The sequence below is a fragment of the Vibrio sp. Isolate25 genome (assembly GCF_022398025.1).
GTDB classification, from domain to species: Bacteria; Pseudomonadota; Gammaproteobacteria; order Enterobacterales; family Vibrionaceae; genus Vibrio; species Vibrio coralliilyticus_A.
The window spans coordinates 43,542-64,308 of the sequence record NZ_JAKEUT010000012.1 but is presented as its reverse complement, the minus strand read 5'-3'; the positions used below and the strand labels follow the sequence as shown (position 1 = coordinate 64,308).

Annotated in this window: 35 protein-coding genes; 4 read left to right on the top strand and 31 right to left on the bottom strand. The window is 46.1% G+C overall.

Annotated elements, in window-relative coordinates; genetic code table 11:
- The first annotated feature begins 25 nt into the window (after positions 1–25).
- Together L1D15_RS17795 and L1D15_RS17790 are read left to right on the top strand one after the other, a co-directional pair.
- Entirely contained in the window at positions 26–478 is a 453-nt protein-coding gene (locus L1D15_RS17795; RefSeq protein WP_239876575.1) for a GNAT family N-acetyltransferase, read from the top strand.
- Between the two features lie 2 nt (positions 479–480).
- Positions 481–1,344, top strand: coding sequence for a DMT family transporter (locus L1D15_RS17790; RefSeq protein WP_239876574.1), 864 nt, complete (start codon positions 481–483; stop codon positions 1,342–1,344).
- On the opposite strand, the gene L1D15_RS17785 is transcribed toward L1D15_RS17790, so the two are convergent.
- Positions 1,345–1,914 (bottom strand): LysM-like peptidoglycan-binding domain-containing protein, encoded by a 570-nt coding sequence (locus tag L1D15_RS17785; protein WP_239876573.1) that lies wholly within the window; start codon positions 1,912–1,914, stop codon positions 1,345–1,347. It abuts the gene before it with no gap.
- Positions 1,915–2,148: 234 nt separating this feature from the next.
- On the opposite strand from L1D15_RS17785, the gene L1D15_RS17780 reads away from it, so the two are divergent.
- The gene (locus L1D15_RS17780) at positions 2,149–2,769 is read left to right on the top strand and encodes an FKBP-type peptidyl-prolyl cis-trans isomerase (RefSeq protein ID WP_239838664.1); all 621 of its coding nucleotides are present in this window, start codon (positions 2,149–2,151) and stop codon (positions 2,767–2,769) included.
- 96 nt (positions 2,770–2,865) lie between these two features.
- Entirely contained in the window at positions 2,866–3,345 is a 480-nt protein-coding gene (locus tag L1D15_RS17775) for a DUF2780 domain-containing protein (RefSeq protein ID WP_239876572.1), read from the top strand.
- A 71-nt stretch (positions 3,346–3,416) separates the two neighbouring features.
- Here the strand turns inward: L1D15_RS17775 and rplQ are convergent, their stop codons facing one another.
- The 30 genes from rplQ to rnr all read right to left on the bottom strand — a co-directional run bounded on the left by rplQ (position 3,417) and on the right by rnr (position 20,719).
- Positions 3,417–3,797, bottom strand: coding sequence for a 50S ribosomal protein L17 (gene rplQ / locus L1D15_RS17770; RefSeq protein ID WP_005383141.1), 381 nt, complete (start codon positions 3,795–3,797; stop codon positions 3,417–3,419).
- A 26-nt stretch (positions 3,798–3,823) separates the two neighbouring features.
- Entirely contained in the window at positions 3,824–4,816 is a 993-nt protein-coding gene (gene rpoA / locus L1D15_RS17765) for a DNA-directed RNA polymerase subunit alpha (protein WP_004410407.1), read from the bottom strand.
- Positions 4,817–4,840: 24 nt separating this feature from the next.
- Positions 4,841–5,461 carry a 30S ribosomal protein S4 gene (gene rpsD, locus L1D15_RS17760; RefSeq protein ID WP_239876571.1) on the bottom strand — a complete coding sequence of 207 codons (621 nt, stop codon included), beginning with the start codon at positions 5,459–5,461 and terminating at the stop codon, positions 4,841–4,843.
- Between the two features lie 27 nt (positions 5,462–5,488).
- A complete protein-coding gene (gene rpsK, locus L1D15_RS17755; protein ID WP_001118870.1) occupies positions 5,489–5,878 on the bottom strand; it encodes a 30S ribosomal protein S11 in 390 nt (129 codons plus the stop codon).
- 18 nt (positions 5,879–5,896) lie between these two features.
- Positions 5,897–6,253 (bottom strand): 30S ribosomal protein S13, encoded by a 357-nt coding sequence (gene rpsM, locus L1D15_RS17750; protein ID WP_005383154.1) that lies wholly within the window; start codon positions 6,251–6,253, stop codon positions 5,897–5,899.
- Positions 6,254–6,402: 149 nt separating this feature from the next.
- On the bottom strand, positions 6,403–6,516 hold the full coding sequence (gene rpmJ, locus L1D15_RS17745) for a 50S ribosomal protein L36 (RefSeq protein ID WP_000868186.1): 114 nt from the start codon (positions 6,514–6,516) through the stop codon (positions 6,403–6,405).
- Between the two features lie 27 nt (positions 6,517–6,543).
- Positions 6,544–7,878, bottom strand: a complete 1,335-nt coding sequence (secY, locus tag L1D15_RS17740) for a preprotein translocase subunit SecY (RefSeq protein ID WP_239838662.1) — start codon at positions 7,876–7,878, stop codon at positions 6,544–6,546.
- Between the two features lie 20 nt (positions 7,879–7,898).
- Positions 7,899–8,333 carry a 50S ribosomal protein L15 gene (rplO, locus tag L1D15_RS17735; RefSeq protein ID WP_006963206.1) on the bottom strand — a complete coding sequence of 145 codons (435 nt, stop codon included), beginning with the start codon at positions 8,331–8,333 and terminating at the stop codon, positions 7,899–7,901.
- A gap of 5 nt (positions 8,334–8,338) precedes the next feature.
- Positions 8,339–8,515 (bottom strand): 50S ribosomal protein L30, encoded by a 177-nt coding sequence (gene rpmD, locus L1D15_RS17730; protein WP_006963207.1) that lies wholly within the window; start codon positions 8,513–8,515, stop codon positions 8,339–8,341.
- A 7-nt stretch (positions 8,516–8,522) separates the two neighbouring features.
- On the bottom strand, positions 8,523–9,026 hold the full coding sequence (gene rpsE, locus L1D15_RS17725) for a 30S ribosomal protein S5 (protein ID WP_004745894.1): 504 nt from the start codon (positions 9,024–9,026) through the stop codon (positions 8,523–8,525).
- A 14-nt stretch (positions 9,027–9,040) separates the two neighbouring features.
- Positions 9,041–9,394 (bottom strand): 50S ribosomal protein L18, encoded by a 354-nt coding sequence (gene rplR / locus L1D15_RS17720; RefSeq protein WP_045974706.1) that lies wholly within the window; start codon positions 9,392–9,394, stop codon positions 9,041–9,043.
- A gap of 9 nt (positions 9,395–9,403) precedes the next feature.
- On the bottom strand, positions 9,404–9,937 hold the full coding sequence (rplF, locus tag L1D15_RS17715; RefSeq protein ID WP_004745892.1) for a 50S ribosomal protein L6: 534 nt from the start codon (positions 9,935–9,937) through the stop codon (positions 9,404–9,406).
- 12 nt (positions 9,938–9,949) lie between these two features.
- A complete protein-coding gene (gene rpsH, locus L1D15_RS17710; protein ID WP_045974708.1) occupies positions 9,950–10,342 on the bottom strand; it encodes a 30S ribosomal protein S8 in 393 nt (130 codons plus the stop codon).
- Positions 10,343–10,371: 29 nt separating this feature from the next.
- The gene (gene rpsN / locus L1D15_RS17705) at positions 10,372–10,677 is read right to left on the bottom strand and encodes a 30S ribosomal protein S14 (protein WP_006963211.1); all 306 of its coding nucleotides are present in this window, start codon (positions 10,675–10,677) and stop codon (positions 10,372–10,374) included.
- A 17-nt stretch (positions 10,678–10,694) separates the two neighbouring features.
- Positions 10,695–11,234 (bottom strand): 50S ribosomal protein L5, encoded by a 540-nt coding sequence (gene rplE / locus L1D15_RS17700; protein ID WP_008072340.1) that lies wholly within the window; start codon positions 11,232–11,234, stop codon positions 10,695–10,697.
- 23 nt (positions 11,235–11,257) lie between these two features.
- Positions 11,258–11,575 carry a 50S ribosomal protein L24 gene (gene rplX / locus L1D15_RS17695; protein WP_045974710.1) on the bottom strand — a complete coding sequence of 106 codons (318 nt, stop codon included), beginning with the start codon at positions 11,573–11,575 and terminating at the stop codon, positions 11,258–11,260.
- A 13-nt stretch (positions 11,576–11,588) separates the two neighbouring features.
- A complete protein-coding gene (gene rplN / locus L1D15_RS17690) occupies positions 11,589–11,960 on the bottom strand; it encodes a 50S ribosomal protein L14 (protein ID WP_004745883.1) in 372 nt (123 codons plus the stop codon).
- Between the two features lie 164 nt (positions 11,961–12,124).
- On the bottom strand, positions 12,125–12,379 hold the full coding sequence (gene rpsQ / locus L1D15_RS17685) for a 30S ribosomal protein S17 (RefSeq protein WP_206371606.1): 255 nt from the start codon (positions 12,377–12,379) through the stop codon (positions 12,125–12,127).
- Positions 12,379–12,570 (bottom strand): 50S ribosomal protein L29, encoded by a 192-nt coding sequence (rpmC, locus tag L1D15_RS17680; protein WP_004410456.1) that lies wholly within the window; start codon positions 12,568–12,570, stop codon positions 12,379–12,381. Before rpmC ends, rpsQ begins: the two co-directional genes overlap by 1 nt.
- Positions 12,570–12,980 carry a 50S ribosomal protein L16 gene (gene rplP, locus L1D15_RS17675; RefSeq protein ID WP_004410459.1) on the bottom strand — a complete coding sequence of 137 codons (411 nt, stop codon included), beginning with the start codon at positions 12,978–12,980 and terminating at the stop codon, positions 12,570–12,572. The genes rpmC and rplP overlap by 1 nt, the downstream gene beginning before the upstream one ends.
- Positions 12,981–12,991: 11 nt before the next feature.
- Entirely contained in the window at positions 12,992–13,690 is a 699-nt protein-coding gene (gene rpsC / locus L1D15_RS17670) for a 30S ribosomal protein S3 (protein WP_005471060.1), read from the bottom strand.
- 19 nt (positions 13,691–13,709) lie between these two features.
- The gene (gene rplV / locus L1D15_RS17665; RefSeq protein WP_006963216.1) at positions 13,710–14,042 is read right to left on the bottom strand and encodes a 50S ribosomal protein L22; all 333 of its coding nucleotides are present in this window, start codon (positions 14,040–14,042) and stop codon (positions 13,710–13,712) included.
- 10 nt (positions 14,043–14,052) lie between these two features.
- The gene (gene rpsS / locus L1D15_RS17660) at positions 14,053–14,331 is read right to left on the bottom strand and encodes a 30S ribosomal protein S19 (protein ID WP_004745876.1); all 279 of its coding nucleotides are present in this window, start codon (positions 14,329–14,331) and stop codon (positions 14,053–14,055) included.
- A 21-nt stretch (positions 14,332–14,352) separates the two neighbouring features.
- Positions 14,353–15,177, bottom strand: coding sequence for a 50S ribosomal protein L2 (gene rplB / locus L1D15_RS17655; protein WP_006963217.1), 825 nt, complete (start codon positions 15,175–15,177; stop codon positions 14,353–14,355).
- A 16-nt stretch (positions 15,178–15,193) separates the two neighbouring features.
- Positions 15,194–15,496 carry a 50S ribosomal protein L23 gene (gene rplW / locus L1D15_RS17650; RefSeq protein WP_093278415.1) on the bottom strand — a complete coding sequence of 101 codons (303 nt, stop codon included), beginning with the start codon at positions 15,494–15,496 and terminating at the stop codon, positions 15,194–15,196.
- Entirely contained in the window at positions 15,493–16,095 is a 603-nt protein-coding gene (rplD, locus tag L1D15_RS17645; RefSeq protein ID WP_006963218.1) for a 50S ribosomal protein L4, read from the bottom strand. Before rplD ends, rplW begins: the two co-directional genes overlap by 4 nt.
- A 17-nt stretch (positions 16,096–16,112) precedes the next feature.
- Positions 16,113–16,742 (bottom strand): 50S ribosomal protein L3, encoded by a 630-nt coding sequence (gene rplC / locus L1D15_RS17640; protein WP_006963219.1) that lies wholly within the window; start codon positions 16,740–16,742, stop codon positions 16,113–16,115.
- Between the two features lie 14 nt (positions 16,743–16,756).
- On the bottom strand, positions 16,757–17,068 hold the full coding sequence (gene rpsJ, locus L1D15_RS17635; RefSeq protein ID WP_001181007.1) for a 30S ribosomal protein S10: 312 nt from the start codon (positions 17,066–17,068) through the stop codon (positions 16,757–16,759).
- Positions 17,069–17,512: 444 nt separating this feature from the next.
- Entirely contained in the window at positions 17,513–18,250 is a 738-nt protein-coding gene (gene rlmB, locus L1D15_RS17630) for a 23S rRNA (guanosine(2251)-2'-O)-methyltransferase RlmB (RefSeq protein WP_239838660.1), read from the bottom strand.
- A gap of 12 nt (positions 18,251–18,262) precedes the next feature.
- A complete protein-coding gene (rnr, locus tag L1D15_RS17625) occupies positions 18,263–20,719 on the bottom strand; it encodes a ribonuclease R (protein ID WP_239876570.1) in 2,457 nt (818 codons plus the stop codon).
- Positions 20,720–20,767: the final 48 nt, after the last annotated feature.

Sequence of the window (20,767 nt, the reverse complement as noted above, 5' to 3'; positions counted from 1 at the left end):
CATAAGAACCAAACCGAGCAATGCTATGATCACTTGGCAACTTCTTCCTTTTGACCAATTAACCACTCACCAGTTATACCAATTACTTAAGCTGAGAGTCGATGTCTTCGTCGTCGAACAAACCTGCCCTTATCCTGAACTGGATGGCAAAGATAGCTTAGAAAACGTACATCATTTAATGGGTTACAAAGAAGACGAACTGGTTGCTTGCGCACGACTTCTACCGAGAAACGTCAGCTACCCTTCAGTCAGTATTGGTCGAGTGGCTACCGCGCAAGCTCACCGCGGTGACGGGTTAGGCCATCAGTTGATCGAACAAGCGCTATTAGAGTGTGACAAGCTGTGGCCGGGACAAGATATTGAGATTGGTGCTCAGGAACATCTAGAAACGTATTACAACCGCCATGGTTTTCAACGCACCTCCGAGATGTACCTAGAGGACAATATTCCACACATCGACATGAAGTTTAGTCGGTAGTTATGACCGGGCTCTCTCCTCAAGCCATTGCTCTGTGGTTACTCATTGCAGGTAATCTCACGGCATCACTGTCAGATGTGATGGTCAAATTGCTTGATGGCAGCGTGAGCCCGTTTCAGTACATTTTTATTCGCCAGTTAATCTCAGTGGCGGTGATCTACCCGCTGTGGAGAAAAGAAGCACAGACCACACGCCAACTGCATTCACCTAGCCTCAATATCTTTCGCGCTCATCTCGTTTTGATTGGCAGTGGTTGCATGGTGGTAGCCATTACTCATATGACATTAGCCAGTGCTAATGCCGTGTTCTATGCCGCACCTTTGTTAATGCTGCCCATTTCAGTGTTGATGATGGGAGAAAAACCTTCTCGTTCCAAAGTGCTCGGCACACTATTAGGCTTTGTTGGTGTGCTGATTGTTCTCAGACCTTCACAATTTCATTGGGCTGCCTTTTTTGCACTCGGTACGGCAACCACGCTGGCGTTGTTTAATGTTTCAGCACGTAAACTACCCGAGCAACAATCCATGATCAGTACCTTGTTTTGGACTTCACTGCTATCACTTCCCGTTGCCGGCATTCTGGCTGTTTGGTCATGGCAACCAATCAACGCCTCCCAGTTAGGATTAATCGCCGCCGGAGCACTTCTGATTCTTGTTTATAATGGTCTGGCTGTATTGGCTTACCGAAAAGCGCCAGCCGGGGAGATAGGTTTAGCGGAGTATTCTGGATTAGTGTTTGTCACTCTATTTGGAATCTGGTGGTTTAACGAAATTCCGGATTGGATTACTACTATGGGAATCATGCTGATCATCGCCCCTTTGCTACCAATAAGGCGACGATTTCGACAGCGTATTGTAAACAGTTAACTACTTACTACGTCCAAACCCACCATCAGACAAACGGAAGAACATCACCGACTTAGCGCTTTTCTCAAGTTGAAGAATGTCTAAGCTACCGTCATCCGCCAATTTAAAGCGCACCAGTTGACCCGCTTTAATATAGCTCAGTGGCTTATCGCTGCCTTCAACGCGAACTAAAGCATTTAAATCCGCCATCGCTAAGTCATTATTGCGAAACACTTGAGCTAGCGTATCACCTTTCTTAACCGTATATTCTTGCCAAACCTCAGACTTTAAGCTGTCCTGCTGCTTAGAAGACTGCTCACTCAAGCCTGTGGTATTGATATTCACTTGAACACGCTGTTTTGATGACGGCTCTGATTGTGGCTGATCAATTGTCGGCTCAGGAGTAGGAAATATAAGCAAGAGGAAAACGACAGGGACCAGAATCATAAGCGCACGCTGGTGTAGTTTAGGCAAACGAGACCAAGCCTGCTTGGCTTGCTCAACCATACCTTTCCAATCCACCTGTGAGAATTTTTGCTGGATTATCTCAGCATAATCTACCTGTTTGGCTTTCTTCTTTCTGCGATTCACTGTACTAGGTCTCCCAAGATCTATGACTACAAGTATAAAAACGAAGCGCACTCTAGTATAGGAATTTTCAATGAGTTAGGTAATACGTAGGTTAAATTTGCCAATATCAACCGAAAAGTAAGAGGTAAATCCCACATTGCAACACTTGTCGTTGCTTCAAAGCGAGCCCATTTCATCCCAGCACTAATGCTGGTATCCTGTGCCACCTCAATACATCAAAAATAGAGAGACATCATGTCTGAAGTTAAATTTGAAACTGTAGAACAGAAAGCAAGCTATGGCATTGGTCTACAGATGGGCCAACAACTGGCAGGTTCTGGTTTAGAAGGTCTTAATGTTGACGCTATCGCGGCAGGTATCGCCACGGCTCTAGTTGGCGACATGCCTGCAATTGAAATCGACGAGATCAATGCAGCACTTCAAGATCTGCATCAACGTGCTGAATCTGCTCGTCAAGAAGCAGCAAAAGCAGCAGCAGCTGATGGTGAAACCTTCCTAAAAGACAACGCTCTACGCCCAGAAGTAACGGTTCTAGAGTCAGGTCTACAGTATGAAATCCTTACAGAAGGTACTGGTGAAATCCCAACTTCAGACAAGCAAGTTCGTGTTCACTACCACGGTGAGCTAACAGACGGCACTGTATTCGACAGCTCTGTGTCTCGTGGTCAACCGGCTGAGTTCCCAGTAACTGGCGTGATCAAAGGTTGGGTTGAAGCCCTGCAGCTAATGCCTGTTGGTTCTAAGTGGAAACTATACATCCCGCAAGACCTCGCATACGGAGAGCGTGGCGCTGGCGCAGCTATCCCTCCATTTGCTGCACTAGTGTTCGAAGTAGAACTATTAGACATTCTGTAATTCAAAACGAATTCAGTATTCTTAATAAAGCGACGCATTGCGTCGCTTTTTTTGTCTACACTGGTAGTGTTTTGCTTTATCCCTCAAGGAATCACTATGAACAAAGCCTTAGTACTACTTCCAATTATCCTTTCAACAAGTTTCTCCAGTTACGCATTTCTCAATCTCGGAAAAGAAAACATCGACTCAAACGCGTTAACTGGCCTACTGAACGAAAAAATGTCAGACACTCAAAGTCAATCACCATTGACTGACGTATTGGCAAGCAACCTATCGATCAGCGCAGAGCAAGCCGCAACAGGCTCGGCAGCGCTGCTATCTTTGGCTCAGAATCAACTGCCCGCGAATCAAAGCGCTGAACTAACAGAATCTATACCAGGTCTATCGAGCTTGTCTTCGCTGGGCGGGATAACAGACCAAGTCCAATCAATAAGTGCAGTGAACGATATTTTTGCGAAAATAGGGCTAGAGTCATCAATGATCAGCCAGTTCACGCCAATCATACTCGAGTACTTATCGGGACAAGGAGCCAGCTCTGGGTTAATGGCGTCTCTAGAAGAGCTGTGGAAAGAATAATAAGAGTCAAATAATCAGCAGATACAAAAAAGCCGAGCTAATGCTCGGCTTTTTCGTTCGTACGAACCTGATTACTCAGCAGCTTCTTCAGCAGCTGGGCGATCTACAAGCTCAATGTAAGCCATTGGAGCTTTATCACCAGCACGGAAACCAGCTTTTAGGATACGAGTGTAACCGCCCTGACGAGCAGCAAAACGTGGACCTAGTTCGTTAAATAGTTTTGCAACTACTTCGTTGTCACGAGTACGTGCAAACGCTAGACGACGGTTAGCAACACTGTCAGTCTTAGCTAGTGTAATCAAAGGCTCAACTACGCGACGTAGCTCTTTTGCTTTTGGCAATGTAGTCTTGATAACTTCATGACGTACTAGAGAGCTAGCCATATTGCTGAACATCGCTTTGCGATGTGAGCTGTTGCGGTTGAGTTGACGACCACTCTTACGATGGCGCATGACCTAATCCTTCTAACTAGTATCGATTAATCTTCAGCGATAGACGCTGGTGGCCAGTTCTCTAGGCGCATACCCAGAGACAGACCACGTGATGCAAGTACGTCTTTAATCTCAGTAAGAGATTTTTTACCAAGGTTAGGCGTTTTAAGTAGCTCAACCTCAGTACGCTGTACAAGATCACCGATGTAGTGAATCGCTTCTGCTTTCAGACAGTTAGCAGAGCGAACTGTTAGTTCAAGATCGTCTACAGGACGCAGTAGGATCGGATCGAATTCTGGCTTCTCTTCCTTCTCCTCAGGTACACGTACATCGCGAAGATCTACGAACGCATCCAATTGCTCAGCTAGAATAGTAGCTGCGCGGCGGATTGCTTCCTCAGGGTCTAGAGTACCGTTCGTTTCCATGTCGATAACAAGCTTGTCTAGGTCTGTACGCTGCTCTACACGAGCCGCTTCTACAGAATAAGCAATTTTGTCTACTGGGCTGTACGTAGCGTCAACCAGTAGGCGACCAATTGGACGCTCATCTTCTTCAGTATGGATACGAGCGGAAGCTGGAACATAACCACGACCACGTTCAACTTTGATACGCATTGCGATCTCAGCATTGTCATCAGTAAGGTGACAAATAACGTGTTCAGGGTTAGCGATCTCTACATCACCATCATGGGTGATGTCACCTGCAACCACAGGGCCCGAGCCTGATTTGTTCAAAGTAATGAACACTTCATCTTTGCCTTCGGCAACACGTACAGCCAAACCTTTAAGGTTTAGTAGGATTTCAAGGATATCTTCTTGAACGCCTTCTTTTGTACTGTACTCATGAAGTACGCCCTCAATTTCTACTTCTGTTACAGCACAACCTGGCATAGAAGATAGAAGAATACGGCGAAGTGCATTACCAAGAGTATGGCCAAAACCACGCTCTAATGGCTCAAGAGTTACTTTTGCGTGAGTCGTGCTAACCTGTTCGATGTCAACAAGACGTGGCTTAAGAAATTCTGTTACAGAACCCTGCATTGTGTCCTCTCTTTAGTTTAAACCTTACTTAGAGTAAAGCTCGACGATCAATTGTTCGTTGATGTCAGCAGATAGATCTGAACGCTCAGGCAAACGCTTGAACATACCTTCCATCTTACCACCATCTACTTCAATCCAAGTTGGTTTTTCACGTTGTTCTGCAACTTCTAGAGCCGCTTTGATACGAGACTGCTGTTTAGCTTTCTCGCGAATTGAAACAACGTCGTTAGCCGCAACTTTGAAAGAAGGAACGTTTACAACTTTACCGTTAACTAGGATAGCTTTGTGGCTAACTAGCTGACGTGCTTCTGCGCGAGTTGCACCAAAGCCCATGCGGTAAACTACGTTATCAAGACGACCTTCAAGAAGCTGAAGTAGGTTTTCACCAGTGTTGCCTTTAAGGCGAGCTGCTTCTTTGTAGTAGTTACGGAATTGTTTTTCTAGAACGCCGTACATACGACGAACTTTTTGCTTCTCACGAAGCTGAACGCCATACTCAGATAGACGACCGCGACGAGCGCCGTGTACACCTGGTGCGTTATCAATTTTACACTTGGTATCGATCGCGCGAACACCAGACTTAAGAAATAAGTCAGTGCCTTCACGACGGCTAAGCTTTAGCTTAGGACCCAAATATCTTGCCATGATCTTTCTCCAGTAATCTAAAAAACGTTATACGCGACGTTTCTTAGGTGGACGACAACCGTTATGAGGGATTGGTGTAGCATCAACGATGTTTGTGATGCGGAAACCAGCAGCGTTCAGTGCACGAACAGTAGATTCGCGACCTGGACCTGGACCCTTAACCATAACTTCCAAGTTCTTTAGACCGTACTCTTTAGCCATTTCAGCACAACGCTCAGCAGCAACCTGTGCAGCGAACGGAGTAGACTTACGAGAACCTCGGAAACCTGAACCACCTGCAGTAGCCCACGCTAGAGCGTTACCTTGACGGTCAGTAATAGTTACGATTGTGTTGTTGAAAGACGCATGGATGTGCGCAACGCCATCTGCAACTTGCTTGCGTACGCGCTTACGAGCGCGAGTTGGTTGTTTAGCCATTGTACTCTACCTTCCCGATTATTTTTTGATCGGCTTACGCGGACCCTTACGGGTGCGAGCATTGGTTTTAGTACGCTGTCCACGTAGTGGTAGACTGCGACGATGACGAAGACCACGGTAACAGCCAAGGTCCATAAGACGCTTGATGTTCATTGATACTTCACGACGTAGATCACCTTCTACAGTGTACTTAGCTACACCATCACGCAGTTGATCGATCTGCTCTTCAGTTAGTTCACTGATCTTAACATTTTCAGCAATACCCACTTCAGCTAGGATAGCTTGAGAGCGAGTTTTACCAATACCGTAAATCGCTGTTAGAGCGATTACAGCATGCTTCTGATCAGGAATGTTAATGCCTGCTATACGGGCCATTATTCACTCCTAAGTGTTTCTATAAAAGAATTAGCCGCAGCAAAGCCCGTTATGGATACGCTGCGGAATACTACTTCTTTTGCACGCAAAAGGTAGGCCGAGGAATATACTCGACGCTACCTTATATTTCAAGTAAAAATTTCTGCTAATTAGCCTTGGCGCTGCTTGTGCTTTGGCTCACTGCAAATCACGCGAACAACACCGTTACGCTTGATAACTTTACAGTTACGGCAGATTTTTTTAACGGAAGCACGAACTTTCATTGCTAAACTCCGTAAATGAAACCTGAGTTATCGGCCGTAGCCTTTCAGGTTTGCCTTTTTCAACACAGAATCATACTGTTGAGACATCAGATGAGTCTGTACCTGTGCCATAAAGTCCATGATGACAACTACTACGATAAGTAGAGATGTACCGCCGAAGTAGAAACGTACGTTCCACGCGACCATCATAAACTCCGGAATCAGACAGATAAAGGTAATGTAAAGCGCACCAGCTAAGGTTAAACGCGTCATTACTTTATCAATATATTTCGCTGTCTGCTCACCTGGGCGGATGCCGGGTACGAATGCACCAGACTTCTTCAAGTTATCTGCTGTTTCACGCGGGTTGAATACCAACGCCGTGTAGAAGAAACAGAAGAAAATAATCGCTGCAGCATAAAGCATTACATACAGAGGTTGACCTGGGCTAAGAGCCAAAGACACGTCAGTTAACCAACCGAGCGCGCTGCTCTCACCATTCTGACCAAACCACTGCGCCAATGTTCCTGGGAACAAGATAATGCTTGACGCAAAGATTGCCGGAATAACACCTGCCATATTAATTTTAAGTGGCAAGTGAGTACTTTGTGCAGCAAATACTTTACGACCTTGTTGACGCTTCGCGTAGTTAACAACGATTCGACGTTGGCCACGCTCCATGAAAACAACGAAGTAAATTACTGCAAAAGCAAGTACAACAATCAACAGCAGAAGAAGTACATGCAATTCACCTTGACGCGCTTGCTCGATTGTTTGACCGATTGCTGAAGGCAATCCAGCAACAATACCTGCAAAAATCAGTAACGAAATACCGTTACCAATACCACGCTCTGTAATTTGTTCACCTAACCACATTAAAAACATGGTGCCGGTTACTAAACTTACGGTAGCAATTAGCGTAAACATGGTTTGGTTGATAACAACCAGATTGTCGACCATGTTTGGTAAGCCAGTTGCAATACCAATAGCCTGGAATGTTGCAAGTACAAGCGTGCCGTAGCGTGTATATTGGCTGATCTTACGACGGCCTGCTTCACCCTCTTTTTTGAGTTCAGCTAACGCTGGATGAACTACAGTTAGCAGTTGGACAACAATCGATGCCGAAATATACGGCATGATACCCAACGCTAATATAGATGCACGCTCAAGAGCACCACCGGAGAACATGTTAAACATTTCAACGATGGTACCTTTTTGCTGTTCGAACAAATCGGCAAGTACAGCTGCGTCAATACCAGGAATCGGCACAAAAGAGCCAGCTCGGAATACTAAAAGTGCACCAATTACGAATAACAAGCGCGACTTTAGTTCACTTAAGCCGCTCTGAGCACTACGAAAATCTTGTCCTGGTTTCTTAGCCATCTGTACCTCGTTCCTCGAGATTATTCCTCGATTTTACCGCCTGCAGCTTCGATTGCAGCTTTAGCGCCTTTAGTCACACGTAGACCTTTAACAGTCACTGCTTTGTTAATTTCACCAGATAGAACAACTTTTACAAATTCGATGTTCTTAGTGATAACGTTAGCAGCTTTAAGGCTGTTTAGGTCAACGACGTCACCAGTAACTTTCGCTAGCTCAGCTAGACGAACTTCAGCAGACACTAGGCTCTTACGAGAAGTGAAACCGAATTTTGGTAGACGTTGTTTCAGAGGCATTTGACCGCCTTCGAAACCTGGACGAACTGAACCGCCAGAACGTGACTTTTGACCTTTGTGGCCACGACCACCGGTTTTACCAAGGCCAGAACCGATACCACGACCTACGCGCTTCGCAGAAGGCTTAGAACCCGCAGCCGGTGATAGAGTATTCAAACGCATTCTGATTACTCCTCAACTTTAACCATGTAGAAAACCTTGTTGATCATGCCGCGTACACACGGAGTATCTTCAAGTTCTACAGTATGGTTGATTTTACGAAGGCCTAGCCCCTTTAAACACGCTTTGTGCTTAGGTAGACGACCGATTGAGCTTTTAGTTTGAGTAACTTTAATAGTTGCCATGGTGTTCTTACTCCGAAATAGATTCAACAGTTAGACCACGTTTAGCAGCAACCATTTCTGGCGACTTCATGCTACCTAGTGCATCGATCGTTGCACGAACGATGTTGATAGGGTTCGTAGAACCGTATGCTTTAGATAGTACGTTGTGTACACCTGCTACTTCTAGTACTGCACGCATCGCACCACCTGCGATTACACCCGTACCTTCAGCAGCTGGCTGCATGTAAACTTTAGAGCCCGAATGACGACCTTTCACCGGGTGGTGAAGAGTACCTTCGTTTAGAGCGATCGTAGTCATGTTACGACGCGCTTTTTCCATTGCTTTTTGGATCGCTGCAGGTACTTCACGTGCTTTGCCGTAACCGAAACCTACACGACCGTTACCGTCACCAACTACAGTTAGTGCAGTAAAGCTCATGATTCGACCACCTTTAACCGTTTTTGAAACACGGTTAACTGCGATTAGCTTTTCTTGCAAATCATTCGCTTGAACTTGTTGTTCTTTAGCCATCTTCCAACCCTACCTTAGAATTTCAGACCAGCTTCGCGAGCAGATTCTGCTAGCGCCGCCACTCGACCGTGGTATTGGAAACCAGAACGATCAAATGCAACTGAATCAACGCCTTTTTCAAGAGCGCGTTCTGCAACAGCTTTACCTACTGCTTTAGCTGCATCGATGTTACCAGTGTTCTTAATTTGCTCACGGATCGCTTTTTCTACAGTAGAAGCTGCTGCGATAACCTCAGAGCCGTTTGATGCGATAACCTGAGCGTACACGTGACGAGGAGTACGGTGTACTACTAGGCGAGTTGCACCCAGTTCTGCAATCTTACGACGTGCGCGTGTAGCACGACGGATGCGAGATGCTTTCTTATCCATAGTGTTACCTTACTTCTTCTTAGCTTCTTTAGTACGCACATTTTCATCTGCGTAACGAACACCTTTACCTTTATAAGGTTCAGGCTCACGGTAAGAACGAATGTCAGCCGCAACCTGACCAACAAGTTGTTTGTCACAACCAGTGATCACGATTTCAGTTTGGCTTGGACACTCAGCTTTAATACCCGCTGGCAATTCATGCTCAACTGGGTGAGAGAAGCCAAGAGTTAGGCCTACAGCGTTGCCTTTGATAGCAGCACGGTAACCAACACCCTTAAGAGTTAGCTTCTTAGTAAAGCCTTCAGTAACGCCAACAACCATGTTGTTAACTAGAGCGCGAGCAGTACCTGCTTGTGCCCATGCGTTAGCAACACCTTCGCGTGGACCGAAAGTAAGATTGTTTTCTTCCTGAGCAACAACTACCGCAGCGTTAAGAACGCGAGATAGTTCGCCTTTAGCACCTTTTACAGTGATTTCTTGGCCGTTTAGTTTCACCTCTACGCCAGCTGGAATAGCGACAGGTGCTTTAGCAACACGAGACATAGTCTACTCCTATTAAGCTACGTAGCAGATGATTTCACCACCAAGACCTGCTTTACGTGCAGCGCGGTCTGACATAAGACCCTTGGAAGTTGAAACGATAGCAACACCAAGACCACCCATTACAGAAGGAAGCTCATCTTTCTTCTTGTAAACACGTAGACCTGGACGAGAAACACGTTTAAGTTGCTCGATTACTGGTTTAGCTTGGAAGTACTTAAGTGTAACTTCTAGCTCAGGTTTAGCTTCGCCTTCTACAGCGAAATCAGTGATGTAACCTTCAGCTTTTAGTAGTGCAGCAATTGCAACTTTAAGCTTTGAAGAAGGCATTTTAACAGCAACTTTGTTTGCTGCCTGACCGTTACGAACGCGGGTCAGCATATCCGAAATCGGATCTTGCATGCTCATATGATTTACTCCAAATGATTAAGTGGCAATTACCAGCTAGCCTTACGAAGTCCAGGAATCTCGCCTTTCATGCAAGCTTCACGAACTTTGATACGGCTTAGACCGAACTTACGTAGGTAACCGTGTGGACGACCAGTTTGGTTACAACGGTTGCGCTGACGTGATGCACTTGAATCACGTGGAAGAGATTGCAATTTAAGAACTGCGTTCCAACGATCTTCTTCAGATGCGTTTACATCGCTGATGATAGCTTTAAGCGCAGCGCGCTTTTCAGCGAACTTAGCTACTAGCTTCGCACGTTTTGCTTCACGTGCTTTCATTGAATTTTTAGCCATAACAGTAACCCTTCACCTTACTTACGGAATGGGAAGTTAAAGGCAGCCAGCAGAGCACGGCCTTCCTCATCAGTACCAGCAGACGTCGTAATAGTGATGTCTAGACCGCGTACTCGATCAACTTTATCAAAGTCGATTTCCGGGAAGATGATTTGCTCGCGAACGCCCATGCTGTAGTTACCGCGTCCGTCAAAAGACTTAGCGCTAACACCACGGAAGTCACGTACACGTGGAAGAGCGATGTTAATTAAACGCTCAAGAAAATCCCACATACGTTCGCCACGCAAGGTTACTTTACAACCGATAGGGTAGCCTTCGCGGATTTTGAAACCTGCAACAGATTTACGCGCTTTAGTGATAAGTGGCTTTTGACCAGAGATCGTTGCCATATCAGCAGCTGCGTTTTCTAGCAGTTTCTTATCGTTGATTGCTTCACCAACACCCATGTTTAGGGTGATTTTCTCGATTCTAGGGACTTGCATGACGCTTGTGTAGCTGAACTCTTTGGTCAGTTCAGCGACTACAGACGACTTGTAGTAATCATGCAGTTTCGCCATAGTAGAACTCCAAATTACTTCTATTAGTTAGAAACGATTTCGTTGTTAGATTTAAAGAAACGTACTTTCTTACCATCTTCAAAACGGAAACCGATACGGTCAGCTTTACCAGTAGCTGAGTTAAAGATTGCAACGTTAGAAGCATCAATAGCTGCTTCTTGCTCAACGATGCCACCTTGTTGACCTAGAGCCGGAACCGGCTTTTGGTGCTTCTTAACAAGGTTGATACCTTCAACAATAACTTTACCAGTTGCTAGAACCTTAGTTACTTTACCTTTCTTGCCTTTGTCTTTACCAGCAAGAACGATTACTTCGTCGTTACGACGGATTTTAGCTGCCATTTCTACGTGCTCCTTACAGAACTTCTGGAGCCAGTGAAACGATCTTCATGAACTTATCGCCACGAAGTTCACGCGTCACAGGGCCAAAGATACGTGTACCGATTGGTTGCTCGGTGTTGTCGTTCAACAATACGCAAGCATTACGGTCGAAGCGAATGACAGAACCGTCTGGACGACGTACGCCTTTACGGGTGCGCACTACTACCGCCTTCAGAACGTCACCTTTCTTAACTTTACCGCGAGGAATTGCTTCCTTAACAGTAACTTTGATGACGTCACCGATATGTGCATAACGGCGGTGTGAGCCACCCAGGACCTTAATACACATTACCTTGCGCGCGCCAGAGTTATCAGCTGCGTCAAGTGTACTTTGCATTTGGATCATTGTTAGTGCTCCGCTAAATATTAATAACTAGACCCATCACGGGTCGGGCTGCCTCTTTAAAAGGGACGCGAATTGTACCACCCTTTTCTGTGATTGGGTAGTCAAAAAATAAACGGCCCCAAAATAATTTTGGAGCCGTTTTTTTGTTTATAGAATAGTGAAGATTAGATCTTCGCCTTTTCTACAACTTTAACCAAAGTCCAAGACTTAGTCTTAGACAGTGGACGACATTCACGAATTTCAACAGTATCGCCTAGGCCACACTCGTTGTTCTCGTCATGTGCGTGAACTTTAGTCGTGCGCTTTACGAACTTGCCGTAAATTGGGTGTTTAACCATGCGCTCGATAGCAACAGTGATAGACTTGTCAGCCTTGTTGCTAACTACACGACCAAATGAAGTACGAATTTTGTCGCTCATTATGCGCCTGCCTTCTCAGTCAATACGGTTTTCACACGTGCGATATCACGACGTACAGCTTTCAGAGTATGAGTTTGCTGTAGCTGACCAGTTGCAGCTTGCATGCGCAAGTTGAACTGTTCGCGTAGCAAATTCAATAGCTCAGCGTTAAGCTCTTCAACGCTTTTTTCGCGTAGATCTTGTGCTTTCATCACATCACCTGCTTAGTTACAAACGTAGTTTTGAATGGCAGTTTACGCGCCGCTAGACGGAACGCTTCACGAGCCAATTCTTCAGGTACACCACCCATTTCGTACATAACCTTACCAGGTTGGATTTGGGCTACCCAGTACTCAACGTTACCTTTACCCTTACCTTGACGAACTTCAAGTGGTTTTTCTGTGATAGGTTTGTCTGGGAACACACGGATCCAGATTTTACCTTGACGCTTAACGTGACGTGTCATTGCACGACGTGCCGCTTCGATTTGACGAGCAGTTAGACGGCCACGGCCAGTTGCTTTAAGACCGAATTCGCCGAAGCTTACATCAGTACCTTTAGCTAGACCACGGTTACGACCAGTCTGAACCTTACGGAACTTAGTACGTTTAGGTTGTAGCATCTGTCGACTCCTTACTTACGGCCTTTGCGCTGCTTCTTAGGCTTGTCGCCTTTAGGCTCTACAGCGTTAGCTGCTGGCATACCGCCTAGGATCTCACCTTTGAAGATCCAAACTTTAATGCCGATTACACCGTATTGAGTGTGAGCCGAAGAAGTTGCGTAATCAATGTCAGCACGTAGAGTGTGTAGAGGTACACGACCTTCACGGTACCACTCTGAACGTGCGATTTCAGCGCCGCCTAGACGACCACTTACTTCTACTTTGATACCTTTAGCACCTAGACGCATAGCGTTTTGTACCGCGCGCTTCATAGCACGACGGAACATCACACGACGCTCTAGCTGAGACGCGATGCTGTCACCAACAAGTTGCGCATCTAGTTCAGGCTTACGTACTTCAGCGATGTTAATTTGCGCTGGTACACCTGCAATTTTAGCTACTGCTGCGCGTAGCTTCTCAACGTCTTCACCTTTCTTACCGATAACAACACCTGGACGAGCAGTGTGAATAGTCACACGGATGCTCTTAGCAGGACGCTCGATAACGATGCGTGATAGAGACGCTTTTTTCAGTTCACTTGTAAGGAACTGACGTACCTTGAAGTCGCCGTCTAGGTTGTCAGCGAAATCTTTGGTGTTAGCAAACCATGTAGCATTCCAAGGCTTAACGATGCCAAGACGAATACCATTTGGATGTACTTTCTGACCCATTGCTTACTCTCCTAGTCTCTTAGCGATCTGCTACAACAACAGTGATGTGGCTTGAACGCTTCAAGATACGATCCGCACGACCTTTAGCACGAGGCATAATACGCTTCATGATAGGGCCTTCATCTACGAAGATCTTTGCGACACTTAGATCGTCAATATCTGCACCTTCGTTGTGCTCCGCGTTCGCGATAGCTGACTCAAGAACTTTCTTAACTAGGTCAGCAGCTTTTTTGTTGCTGAAAGTTAGGATTTCTAGAGCTTGGTCAACTGATTTACCACGGATTTGATCCGCAACTAAGCGAGCTTTCTGAGGCGAAATGCGAGCAAAGTTATGTTTAGCTAGTGCTTCCATCATCTACTCCTTAACGCTTCTTAGCTTTCTTATCCACGACGTGGCCGCGGTAAGTACGAGTTGGTGCAAATTCACCCAGTTTGTGACCGATCATTTCTTCGGTAACGAAAACTGGTACGTGCTGACGACCATTATGGACAGCGATGGTCAAACCGATCATCGTAGGGATGATCATTGAACGACGGGACCAAGTCTTAATAGGCTTTTTGTCTCCGCTTTCCACCGCTTTCTCTACCTTCTTCAGCAAGTGTAGGTCAATAAATGGACCTTTCTTGAGAGAACGTGGCATGGCGATTCCTCTTTATATAGATTACTTGTTACGACGACGTACGATGTACTTGTCGGTGCGTTTGTTCTTACGAGTCTTGAAGCCTTTAGTTGGCTGACCCCATGGTGAAACTGGGTGACGACCACCAGAAGTACGGCCTTCACCACCACCGTGTGGGTGGTCTACTGGGTTCATCACAACACCACGAACGGTTGGACGAACACCACGCCAGCGGCTAGCACCAGCTTTACCAAGTTCACGTAGCATGTGCTCAGAGTTACCAACTTCACCGATTGTTGCACGGCCTTCAGAAAGTACTTTGCGCATTTCGCCAGAACGTAGACGGATAGTTACGTATGCACCGTCGCGAGCAACGATTTGAGCATATGCACCAGCCGAACGAGCTAGCTGACCACCTTTACCAGGCTTAAGTTCAACGTTGTGTACAGTTGAACCTACTGGGATGTTACGCATTGGAAGTGCGTTACCAGCTTTAATTGGTGCATCTGCACCAGACTGGATAGCATCACCAGCTTGAACACCTTTAGGTGCTAGGATGTAACGACGCTCACCGTCTGCGTACAGAACTAGAGCGATGTTAGCGCTACGGTTTGGATCGTATTCTAGACGCTCAACTTTCGCTGGGATACCGTCTTTAGTACGTTTGAAGTCAATGACACGGTAGTGGTGCTTGTGACCACCGCCGATGTGACGTACTGTAATACGACCGTTGTTGTTACGACCACCGTTCTTAGAGTTTTTCTCTAGAAGAGGTGCGTATGGCTTGCCCTTGTGTAGGTCAGCGTTAACAACTTTAACAACGTGACGACGACCAGGGGAAGTCGGCTTACATTTAACAATAGCCATTTCTCAACTACTCCTGTTATTCCGCGCCGCCAACGAAGTCAAGATCTTGACCTTCTTTCAAAGTAACGTACGCTTTCTTAACGTCGCTGCGGCGACCTTGGCGTAGACCTTGACGTTTGGTCTTACCCTTATTGATAAGAGTATTTACAGACTTAACTTCAACTTCAAATAGCTTTTCTACAGCTGCTTTGATCTCTTTTTTAGTAGCATCTTTAGCTACTTTGAAAACGATAGTGTTCGCTTTCTCAGCTGCCATAGTTGCTTTTTCAGAGATGTGCGGTGCACGTAGAACTTTTAGGATACGCTCTTCAGTGATCATGCTAGCATCTCCTCTACTTGCTTAACTGCTTCAGCAGTAATTACAACCTTGTCAAACGCAATTAGCGATACTGGGTCGATACCAGCAACGTCACGTGCGTCAACTTTGTATAGGTTACGAGCAGCTAGGAATAGATTCTCATCTACTTCGCTAGTCACGATAAGCGCGTCAGTTAGCTCAAGCTCTTTAAGCTTAGCTACAAGCTCTTTAGTTTTAGGTGCTTCTACTGAGAAGTTATCAACAACGATTAGACGCTCTTGACGAACAAGCTCAGAAAGAATGCTCTTCATAGCACCACGGTACATTTTTTTGTTTACTTTTTGGCTGTGATCTTGTGGTTTCGCAGCAAAAGTAACACCACCTGTACGCCAAATTGGGCTACGGATTGTACCAGCACGTGCACGGCCAGTACCTTTTTGACGCCATGGCTTAGCGCCACCGCCTGCAACTTCTGAACGTGTTTTTTGAGCACGAGTACCTTGACGAGCACCTGCTGCATACGCAACAACTACTTGGTGTACAAGAGCTTCGTTAAACTCACGTCCGAAAGTAGTTTCGGAAACAGTTAGTGCATCAGCACCTTTAACCATTAGTTCCATTACTTACTCCTGAGACGTTATGCTTTAACAGCTGGTTTAACGATCACGTTACCGCCTGTTGCGCCAGGGACTGCACCTTTAATAAGAAGCAGGTTGCGCTCAGCGTCAACACGTACGATCTCTAGGTTTTGAGTCGTTACACGCTCAGCACCCATGTGACCTGCCATTTTCTTGCCTTTAAATACGCGACCTGGAGTCTGACATTGACCGATAGAACCAGGAGCACGGTGAGACAATGAGTTACCGTGAGTCATATCTTGAGTAGAGAAGTTCCAACGCTTAACAGCGCCTTGGAAGCCTTTACCTTTAGATGTACCAGTAACGTCTACTTTCTTAGTTTCGTTGAACAGTTCAACAGTTAGTTCAGCACCAACTTCAAACTCTTCACCGTTTTCCAAACGGAATTCCCAAAGACCGCGACCAGCTTCAACACCTGCTTTCGCAAAGTGGCCAGCTTCTGGCTTAGAAACACGGTTAGCTTTCTTAGCACCAGTAGTTACCTGGATTGCTGCGTAGCCGTCAGTTTCAAGTGTACGCACTTGAGAAACACGGTTAGCTTCAACCTCAACAACTGTTACTGGGATAGAAACGCCTTCTTCAGTAAATACGCGGGTCATGCCCACTTTACGACCGATTAGACCAATCATTCTTCTAATCTCCCTTAACCTAGGCTAATTTGTACGTCAACGCCCGCAGCAAGGTCTAGACGCATCAGAGCATCAACAGTTTTGTCTGTTGGCTCAACGATGTCGATTAGACGTTTGTGAGTACGGATTTCGTACTGATCACGAGCATCTTTGTTAACGTGTGGAGAGATAAGAACTGTGAAACGCTCTTTACGAGTAGGTAGTGGGATTGGACCACGAACCTGTGCGCCAGTGCGCTTAGCTGTTTCAACGATTTCCGCTGTTGAAGCATCGATCAGTTTGTAATCGAAAGCTTTTAGGCGGATACGGATACGTTGGTTCTGCATGAGACAGAGCTCCAAAATTAAATATTACACAAACAATATCGCCACTCAAACTCGCAAAAGCGAGAGAATGTCGATTGATTTATGTGAAACCGTAGCATCCAAGATTAGGACGCATTGTCAGTTAATTTTCGATTAACTACCCCTACATGCCAAAGTCACCTCTGGGGATAGTTTTTCCGAAGAAAAGATAGCTAATTGTATTAACCGCGAACATAAGCTGAGTTTACATTACCTTGCAAATCAATCTGATTTGCTCGCTCCTCATTGCTCATTGGTTCACAACTGGCTTAACCAGTGCGACGCATTATACAGATCACAATTTTATGTGCAAGGGTTGTTTGAAAAATAAACTAGAACAGATATGAAGGTGGATTTCAGAAGCAAAAACGCAGACGGTGCTAGCCGTCTGCGTTTTGTTATTAGGAAGGTAGTCTATGGGTAAAGTCAAACGAGTCGTTGACGCACCGCTTCAAATAAACACACTCCAGAAGCAACAGAAACGTTCAAGCTCGACACACTGCCTGCCATTGGGATTTTAATCAGGTCATCACAGGTTTCACGTGTCAGGCGACGCATGCCATCACCTTCCGCTCCCATGACGATAGCAAGAGGCCCAGTTAACTTAGCTTGGTAGATGTCATGTGTCGCTTCCCCGGCCGTGCCGACAAACCAGATCCCCTGTTCTTGCAACGCACGCATAGTCCGCGCAAGGTTGGTTACGCGAACCAAAGGCACCGTTTCTGCTGCGCCACAAGCAACTTTGCTGACTGTCGCGTTAATGTTTGCTGATTTATCTTTAGGGACGATCACCGCAGCTACACCAGCCGCATCGGCATTTCGTAAACACGCGCCGAGGTTATGCGGATCGGTGACCCCATCCAATACCAGCAATAATGGTGCAGAGTGTTGGGCAAGGATGTCATCGAGATCATTTTCATTTAGCTGCTTGGCCGGCTTCACCTTGGCCATAATGCCCTGGTGGTTAGCGCCACGAGCTTTATCATCAAGAGTCTTACGTGTCATTTGTTGAATCGACACGCCACACATCTGGAGCTCATTTAGGATTGGCATTAAACGGTCATCTTGACGACCTTTTAATACAAAAGCTTCAACAAAGCGCTCTGGCTCTTTTGCCAATACCGCTTTTACTGCGTGAATCCCGTAAATAAATTCGTTACTCATTACTTTATCCGATTACTGTTTCTTGCTACGTGCTTTCTTAGCTTTATTACGTGGCTTTTTCTTACGTGCTTTATCTGACTGCTTCGCGGCTTTTTTACCTTCTTCGGGCCCTGCGTCTGGGCGTTTGGTTGGTTCAACCAAAGGTTTGGCCTTATCAACTGAACGTCGACCAGTCGCAGCCGCATTCTTTTTCGCTTTGGCTTTTTTCTGCGCCTCAGCAGCACGCTTCTTAGCGGTTTTTCCTTTGCCGCGTAGCTTACGATTTGTTTCGATCAATTCAAAGTCTATTTGTCGATCATCGAGGTTGACGGAAAGTACTTTGACTTTAACGGCATCACCAAGCCGATAAATAGCGCCAAAGCTTTCACCAATAAGTCTTTGGCCAATAGGGTCAAATTGATAATAGTCATTAGCAAGCGTCGAAATATGCACCAACCCGTCAATATGCAACTCTGTCAGACGCACGAAGAAACCAAAACCGGTGACATTGGCTATTACACCATCCAGCTCTTCTCCGACATGATCTTGCATATATTCACACTTAAGCCAGTCAGACACTTCACGCGTTGCATCATCAGCACGACGCTCTGTCATCGAACACTGCTCACCATAGAAGTCCATATCATCAAAGGAGTAATGGAAGCCACCTGTAGGTGTCCAACGATCTTTCAGCGTGCCATTCTCTTTTGCAATCAGGTATTTGATTGCCCGATGAAGCAAGAGGTCCGGATAGCGGCGAATAGGGGAAGTAAAGTGCGCGTAGCGTTTTAATGCCAAACCAAAGTGACCACAGTTATCGGCGTTGTACACCGCCTGCTTCATTGAGCGAAGCAACATGGTTTGAATCAACTCTTTATCCGCACGTTCACCAATCTGCTTGACCAAATCTGCATAGTCGGTCGGTGAAGGCTCTAAACCACCATTGAGATGTAAACCTAATTCGCCTAAGAAGTCACGGAAACCTTGCAATCTCAGCTCACCCGGAGATTCGTGAATGCGATACAGTGCTGGCTCTTTTGCCTTTTCAACCAAGGAAGCAGAAGCAATATTGGCAAGAATCATACATTCTTCGATAATCTTATGCGCATCGTTACGGATTACCGGTTCGATACTGTCAATCTTACGCTCAGCATTAAAGATGAACTTAGTCTCGACCGTTTCAAACTCGATAGCGCCACGATTATCTCGAGCGTGCTTAAGCACTTTGTACATCTTATGCAGCTCTTCCAAGTGCGGAACTAATGGCTCATATCTTTGACGCAGCTCTTCATCTCCTTCAAGGATATCGTTCACCTTGTTGTAAGTCAGACGAGCATGCGAGTTCATCACTGCTTCGTAGTGCTTATAGCCAGATAACTTACCCGTCTCAGAGATGGTCATCTCACACACCATACATAGGCGATCAACTTGCGGGTTAAGAGAACATAAGCCGTTAGACAATACTTCCGGAAGCATAGGCACCACTTGCGATGGGAAGTAAACCGAGTTACCGCGGTTAATCGCTTCTTTATCTAGAGCGCTATCAGGGCGGACATAATAACTCACATCGGCAATCGCCACCCATAGGCGCCAACCGCCACTTTTCTTTTTCTGACAGAAAACTGCATCATCGAAATCACGCGCGTCTTCACCATCGATAGTCACTAGCGGTAGCTCACGAAGATCAACACGGCCTTGTTTCGCCTCTTCTGGAACCTCTTCACCCAGCGCCTCAATTTGCTTGTCGACAGCTTCAGGCCACTCATGGGGAATTTGGTGAGTGCGGATTGCGATTTGTGTTTCCATACCCGGTGCCATATTTTCACCTAGCACCTCAATGACTTTCCCCATCATGCCGCGAGAGCGAGAGCCACGATCAGTGATTTCAATCACCACAACGTTCCCCATACGAGCCCCGGCACGCTGATCATTTGGAATCAGAATATCTTGGCTGATACGTGAATCATCAGGGACAACGTATGAGTAGCCATACTCAAGGAAGAAACGACCCACAATCTGCGTTGCTCGCTCTTCTAAAACGCGAACAAGTCGCCCTTCCTTTCGCCCTCGCTTAGAGTTGTCCGTTGGTTGCACCAGTACATAGTCACCATGAATGATGTTCTTCATCTGATGATGTGGCAGCACTATGTCATTATCTTTACCAACACTGCCTTCTGGACGAACCCAACCGTGGCCGTCCTTGTGGCCAATCACGTAGCCTTTGACCATTTCGAGCTTTTCCGGCAAGGCGTAGCATTGACGACGCGTAAACACCAATTGACCATCACGCTCCATCGCTCTCAGTCTACGACGTAAACCTTCATACTGCTCTTCGCCCTCTAAATGTAGGGCTTCAAACAAGTCATTGCGATTCAAGGGAACACCCGCCTGTGCGAGAAACTCAAGAATGAACTCCCGGCTTGGAACAGGGTTTTCATAATTTTCTGATTCACGAGCTGCAAATGGATCGTTTGGTGTGCTTTCTGACATAGGCGCGCCTAATTAAACAAGGAAGGTAATTAAAGCTAGTATATCCGA

Excerpts from the sequence above, each read along its gene's own strand:
- rplB (WP_006963217.1), bottom strand. The coding sequence starts at position 15,177 with ATGGCTATTGTTAAATGTAAGCCGACTTCCCCTGGTCGTCGTCACGTT.
- rlmB (WP_239838660.1), bottom strand. The coding sequence starts at position 18,250 with ATGAGTAACGAATTTATTTACGGGATTCACGCAGTAAAAGCGGTATTG.
- rnr (WP_239876570.1), bottom strand. The coding sequence starts at position 20,719 with ATGTCAGAAAGCACACCAAACGATCCATTTGCAGCTCGTGAATCAGAA.
- rplC (WP_006963219.1), bottom strand. The coding sequence starts at position 16,742 with ATGATTGGTCTAATCGGTCGTAAAGTGGGCATGACCCGCGTATTTACT.
- rpsE (WP_004745894.1), bottom strand. The coding sequence starts at position 9,026 with ATGGCTAAAGAACAACAAGTTCAAGCGAATGATTTGCAAGAAAAGCTA.
- L1D15_RS17795 (WP_239876575.1), top strand. The coding sequence starts at position 26 with ATGATCACTTGGCAACTTCTTCCTTTTGACCAATTAACCACTCACCAG.
- rpsD (WP_239876571.1), bottom strand. The coding sequence starts at position 5,461 with ATGGCAAGATATTTGGGTCCTAAGCTAAAGCTTAGCCGTCGTGAAGGC.
- L1D15_RS17780 (WP_239838664.1), top strand. The coding sequence starts at position 2,149 with ATGTCTGAAGTTAAATTTGAAACTGTAGAACAGAAAGCAAGCTATGGC.
- rpsK (WP_001118870.1), bottom strand. The coding sequence starts at position 5,878 with ATGGCTAAACAACCAACTCGCGCTCGTAAGCGCGTACGCAAGCAAGTT.
- rplD (WP_006963218.1), bottom strand. The coding sequence starts at position 16,095 with ATGGAACTAATGGTTAAAGGTGCTGATGCACTAACTGTTTCCGAAACT.
- rplW (WP_093278415.1), bottom strand. The coding sequence starts at position 15,496 with ATGATCACTGAAGAGCGTATCCTAAAAGTTCTACGTGCACCGCACATC.
- rplX (WP_045974710.1), bottom strand. The coding sequence starts at position 11,575 with ATGGCAGCTAAAATCCGTCGTAACGACGAAGTAATCGTTCTTGCTGGT.
- rpsJ (WP_001181007.1), bottom strand. The coding sequence starts at position 17,068 with ATGCAGAACCAACGTATCCGTATCCGCCTAAAAGCTTTCGATTACAAA.
- rplR (WP_045974706.1), bottom strand. The coding sequence starts at position 9,394 with ATGGATAAGAAAGCATCTCGCATCCGTCGTGCTACACGCGCACGTCGT.
- rplF (WP_004745892.1), bottom strand. The coding sequence starts at position 9,937 with ATGTCTCGTGTTGCTAAAGCACCTGTCGCTATTCCAGCTGGCGTAGAG.
- rpmD (WP_006963207.1), bottom strand. The coding sequence starts at position 8,515 with ATGGCAACTATTAAAGTTACTCAAACTAAAAGCTCAATCGGTCGTCTA.
- rplQ (WP_005383141.1), bottom strand. The coding sequence starts at position 3,797 with ATGCGCCATCGTAAGAGTGGTCGTCAACTCAACCGCAACAGCTCACAT.
- rpsM (WP_005383154.1), bottom strand. The coding sequence starts at position 6,253 with ATGGCCCGTATAGCAGGCATTAACATTCCTGATCAGAAGCATGCTGTA.
- secY (WP_239838662.1), bottom strand. The coding sequence starts at position 7,878 with ATGGCTAAGAAACCAGGACAAGATTTTCGTAGTGCTCAGAGCGGCTTA.
- rpsN (WP_006963211.1), bottom strand. The coding sequence starts at position 10,677 with ATGGCTAAAAATTCAATGAAAGCACGTGAAGCAAAACGTGCGAAGCTA.
- rpmC (WP_004410456.1), bottom strand. The coding sequence starts at position 12,570 with ATGAAAGCACAAGATCTACGCGAAAAAAGCGTTGAAGAGCTTAACGCT.
- rpsC (WP_005471060.1), bottom strand. The coding sequence starts at position 13,690 with ATGGGTCAGAAAGTACATCCAAATGGTATTCGTCTTGGCATCGTTAAG.
- rplN (WP_004745883.1), bottom strand. The coding sequence starts at position 11,960 with ATGATCCAAATGCAAAGTACACTTGACGCAGCTGATAACTCTGGCGCG.
- L1D15_RS17775 (WP_239876572.1), top strand. The coding sequence starts at position 2,866 with ATGAACAAAGCCTTAGTACTACTTCCAATTATCCTTTCAACAAGTTTC.
- rpsH (WP_045974708.1), bottom strand. The coding sequence starts at position 10,342 with ATGAGCATGCAAGATCCGATTTCGGATATGCTGACCCGCGTTCGTAAC.
- rpsS (WP_004745876.1), bottom strand. The coding sequence starts at position 14,331 with ATGCCACGTTCTCTCAAGAAAGGTCCATTTATTGACCTACACTTGCTG.
- rpmJ (WP_000868186.1), bottom strand. The coding sequence starts at position 6,516 with ATGAAAGTTCGTGCTTCCGTTAAAAAAATCTGCCGTAACTGTAAAGTT.
- rplO (WP_006963206.1), bottom strand. The coding sequence starts at position 8,333 with ATGCGTTTGAATACTCTATCACCGGCTGCGGGTTCTAAGCCTTCTGCG.
- rpoA (WP_004410407.1), bottom strand. The coding sequence starts at position 4,816 with ATGCAGGGTTCTGTAACAGAATTTCTTAAGCCACGTCTTGTTGACATC.
- rpsQ (WP_206371606.1), bottom strand. The coding sequence starts at position 12,379 with ATGAGCGACAAAATTCGTACTTCATTTGGTCGTGTAGTTAGCAACAAG.
- rplP (WP_004410459.1), bottom strand. The coding sequence starts at position 12,980 with ATGCTACAACCTAAACGTACTAAGTTCCGTAAGGTTCAGACTGGTCGT.
- rplE (WP_008072340.1), bottom strand. The coding sequence starts at position 11,234 with ATGGCGAAACTGCATGATTACTACAAGTCGTCTGTAGTCGCTGAACTG.
- rplV (WP_006963216.1), bottom strand. The coding sequence starts at position 14,042 with ATGGAAGCACTAGCTAAACATAACTTTGCTCGCATTTCGCCTCAGAAA.
- L1D15_RS17790 (WP_239876574.1), top strand. The coding sequence starts at position 481 with ATGACCGGGCTCTCTCCTCAAGCCATTGCTCTGTGGTTACTCATTGCA.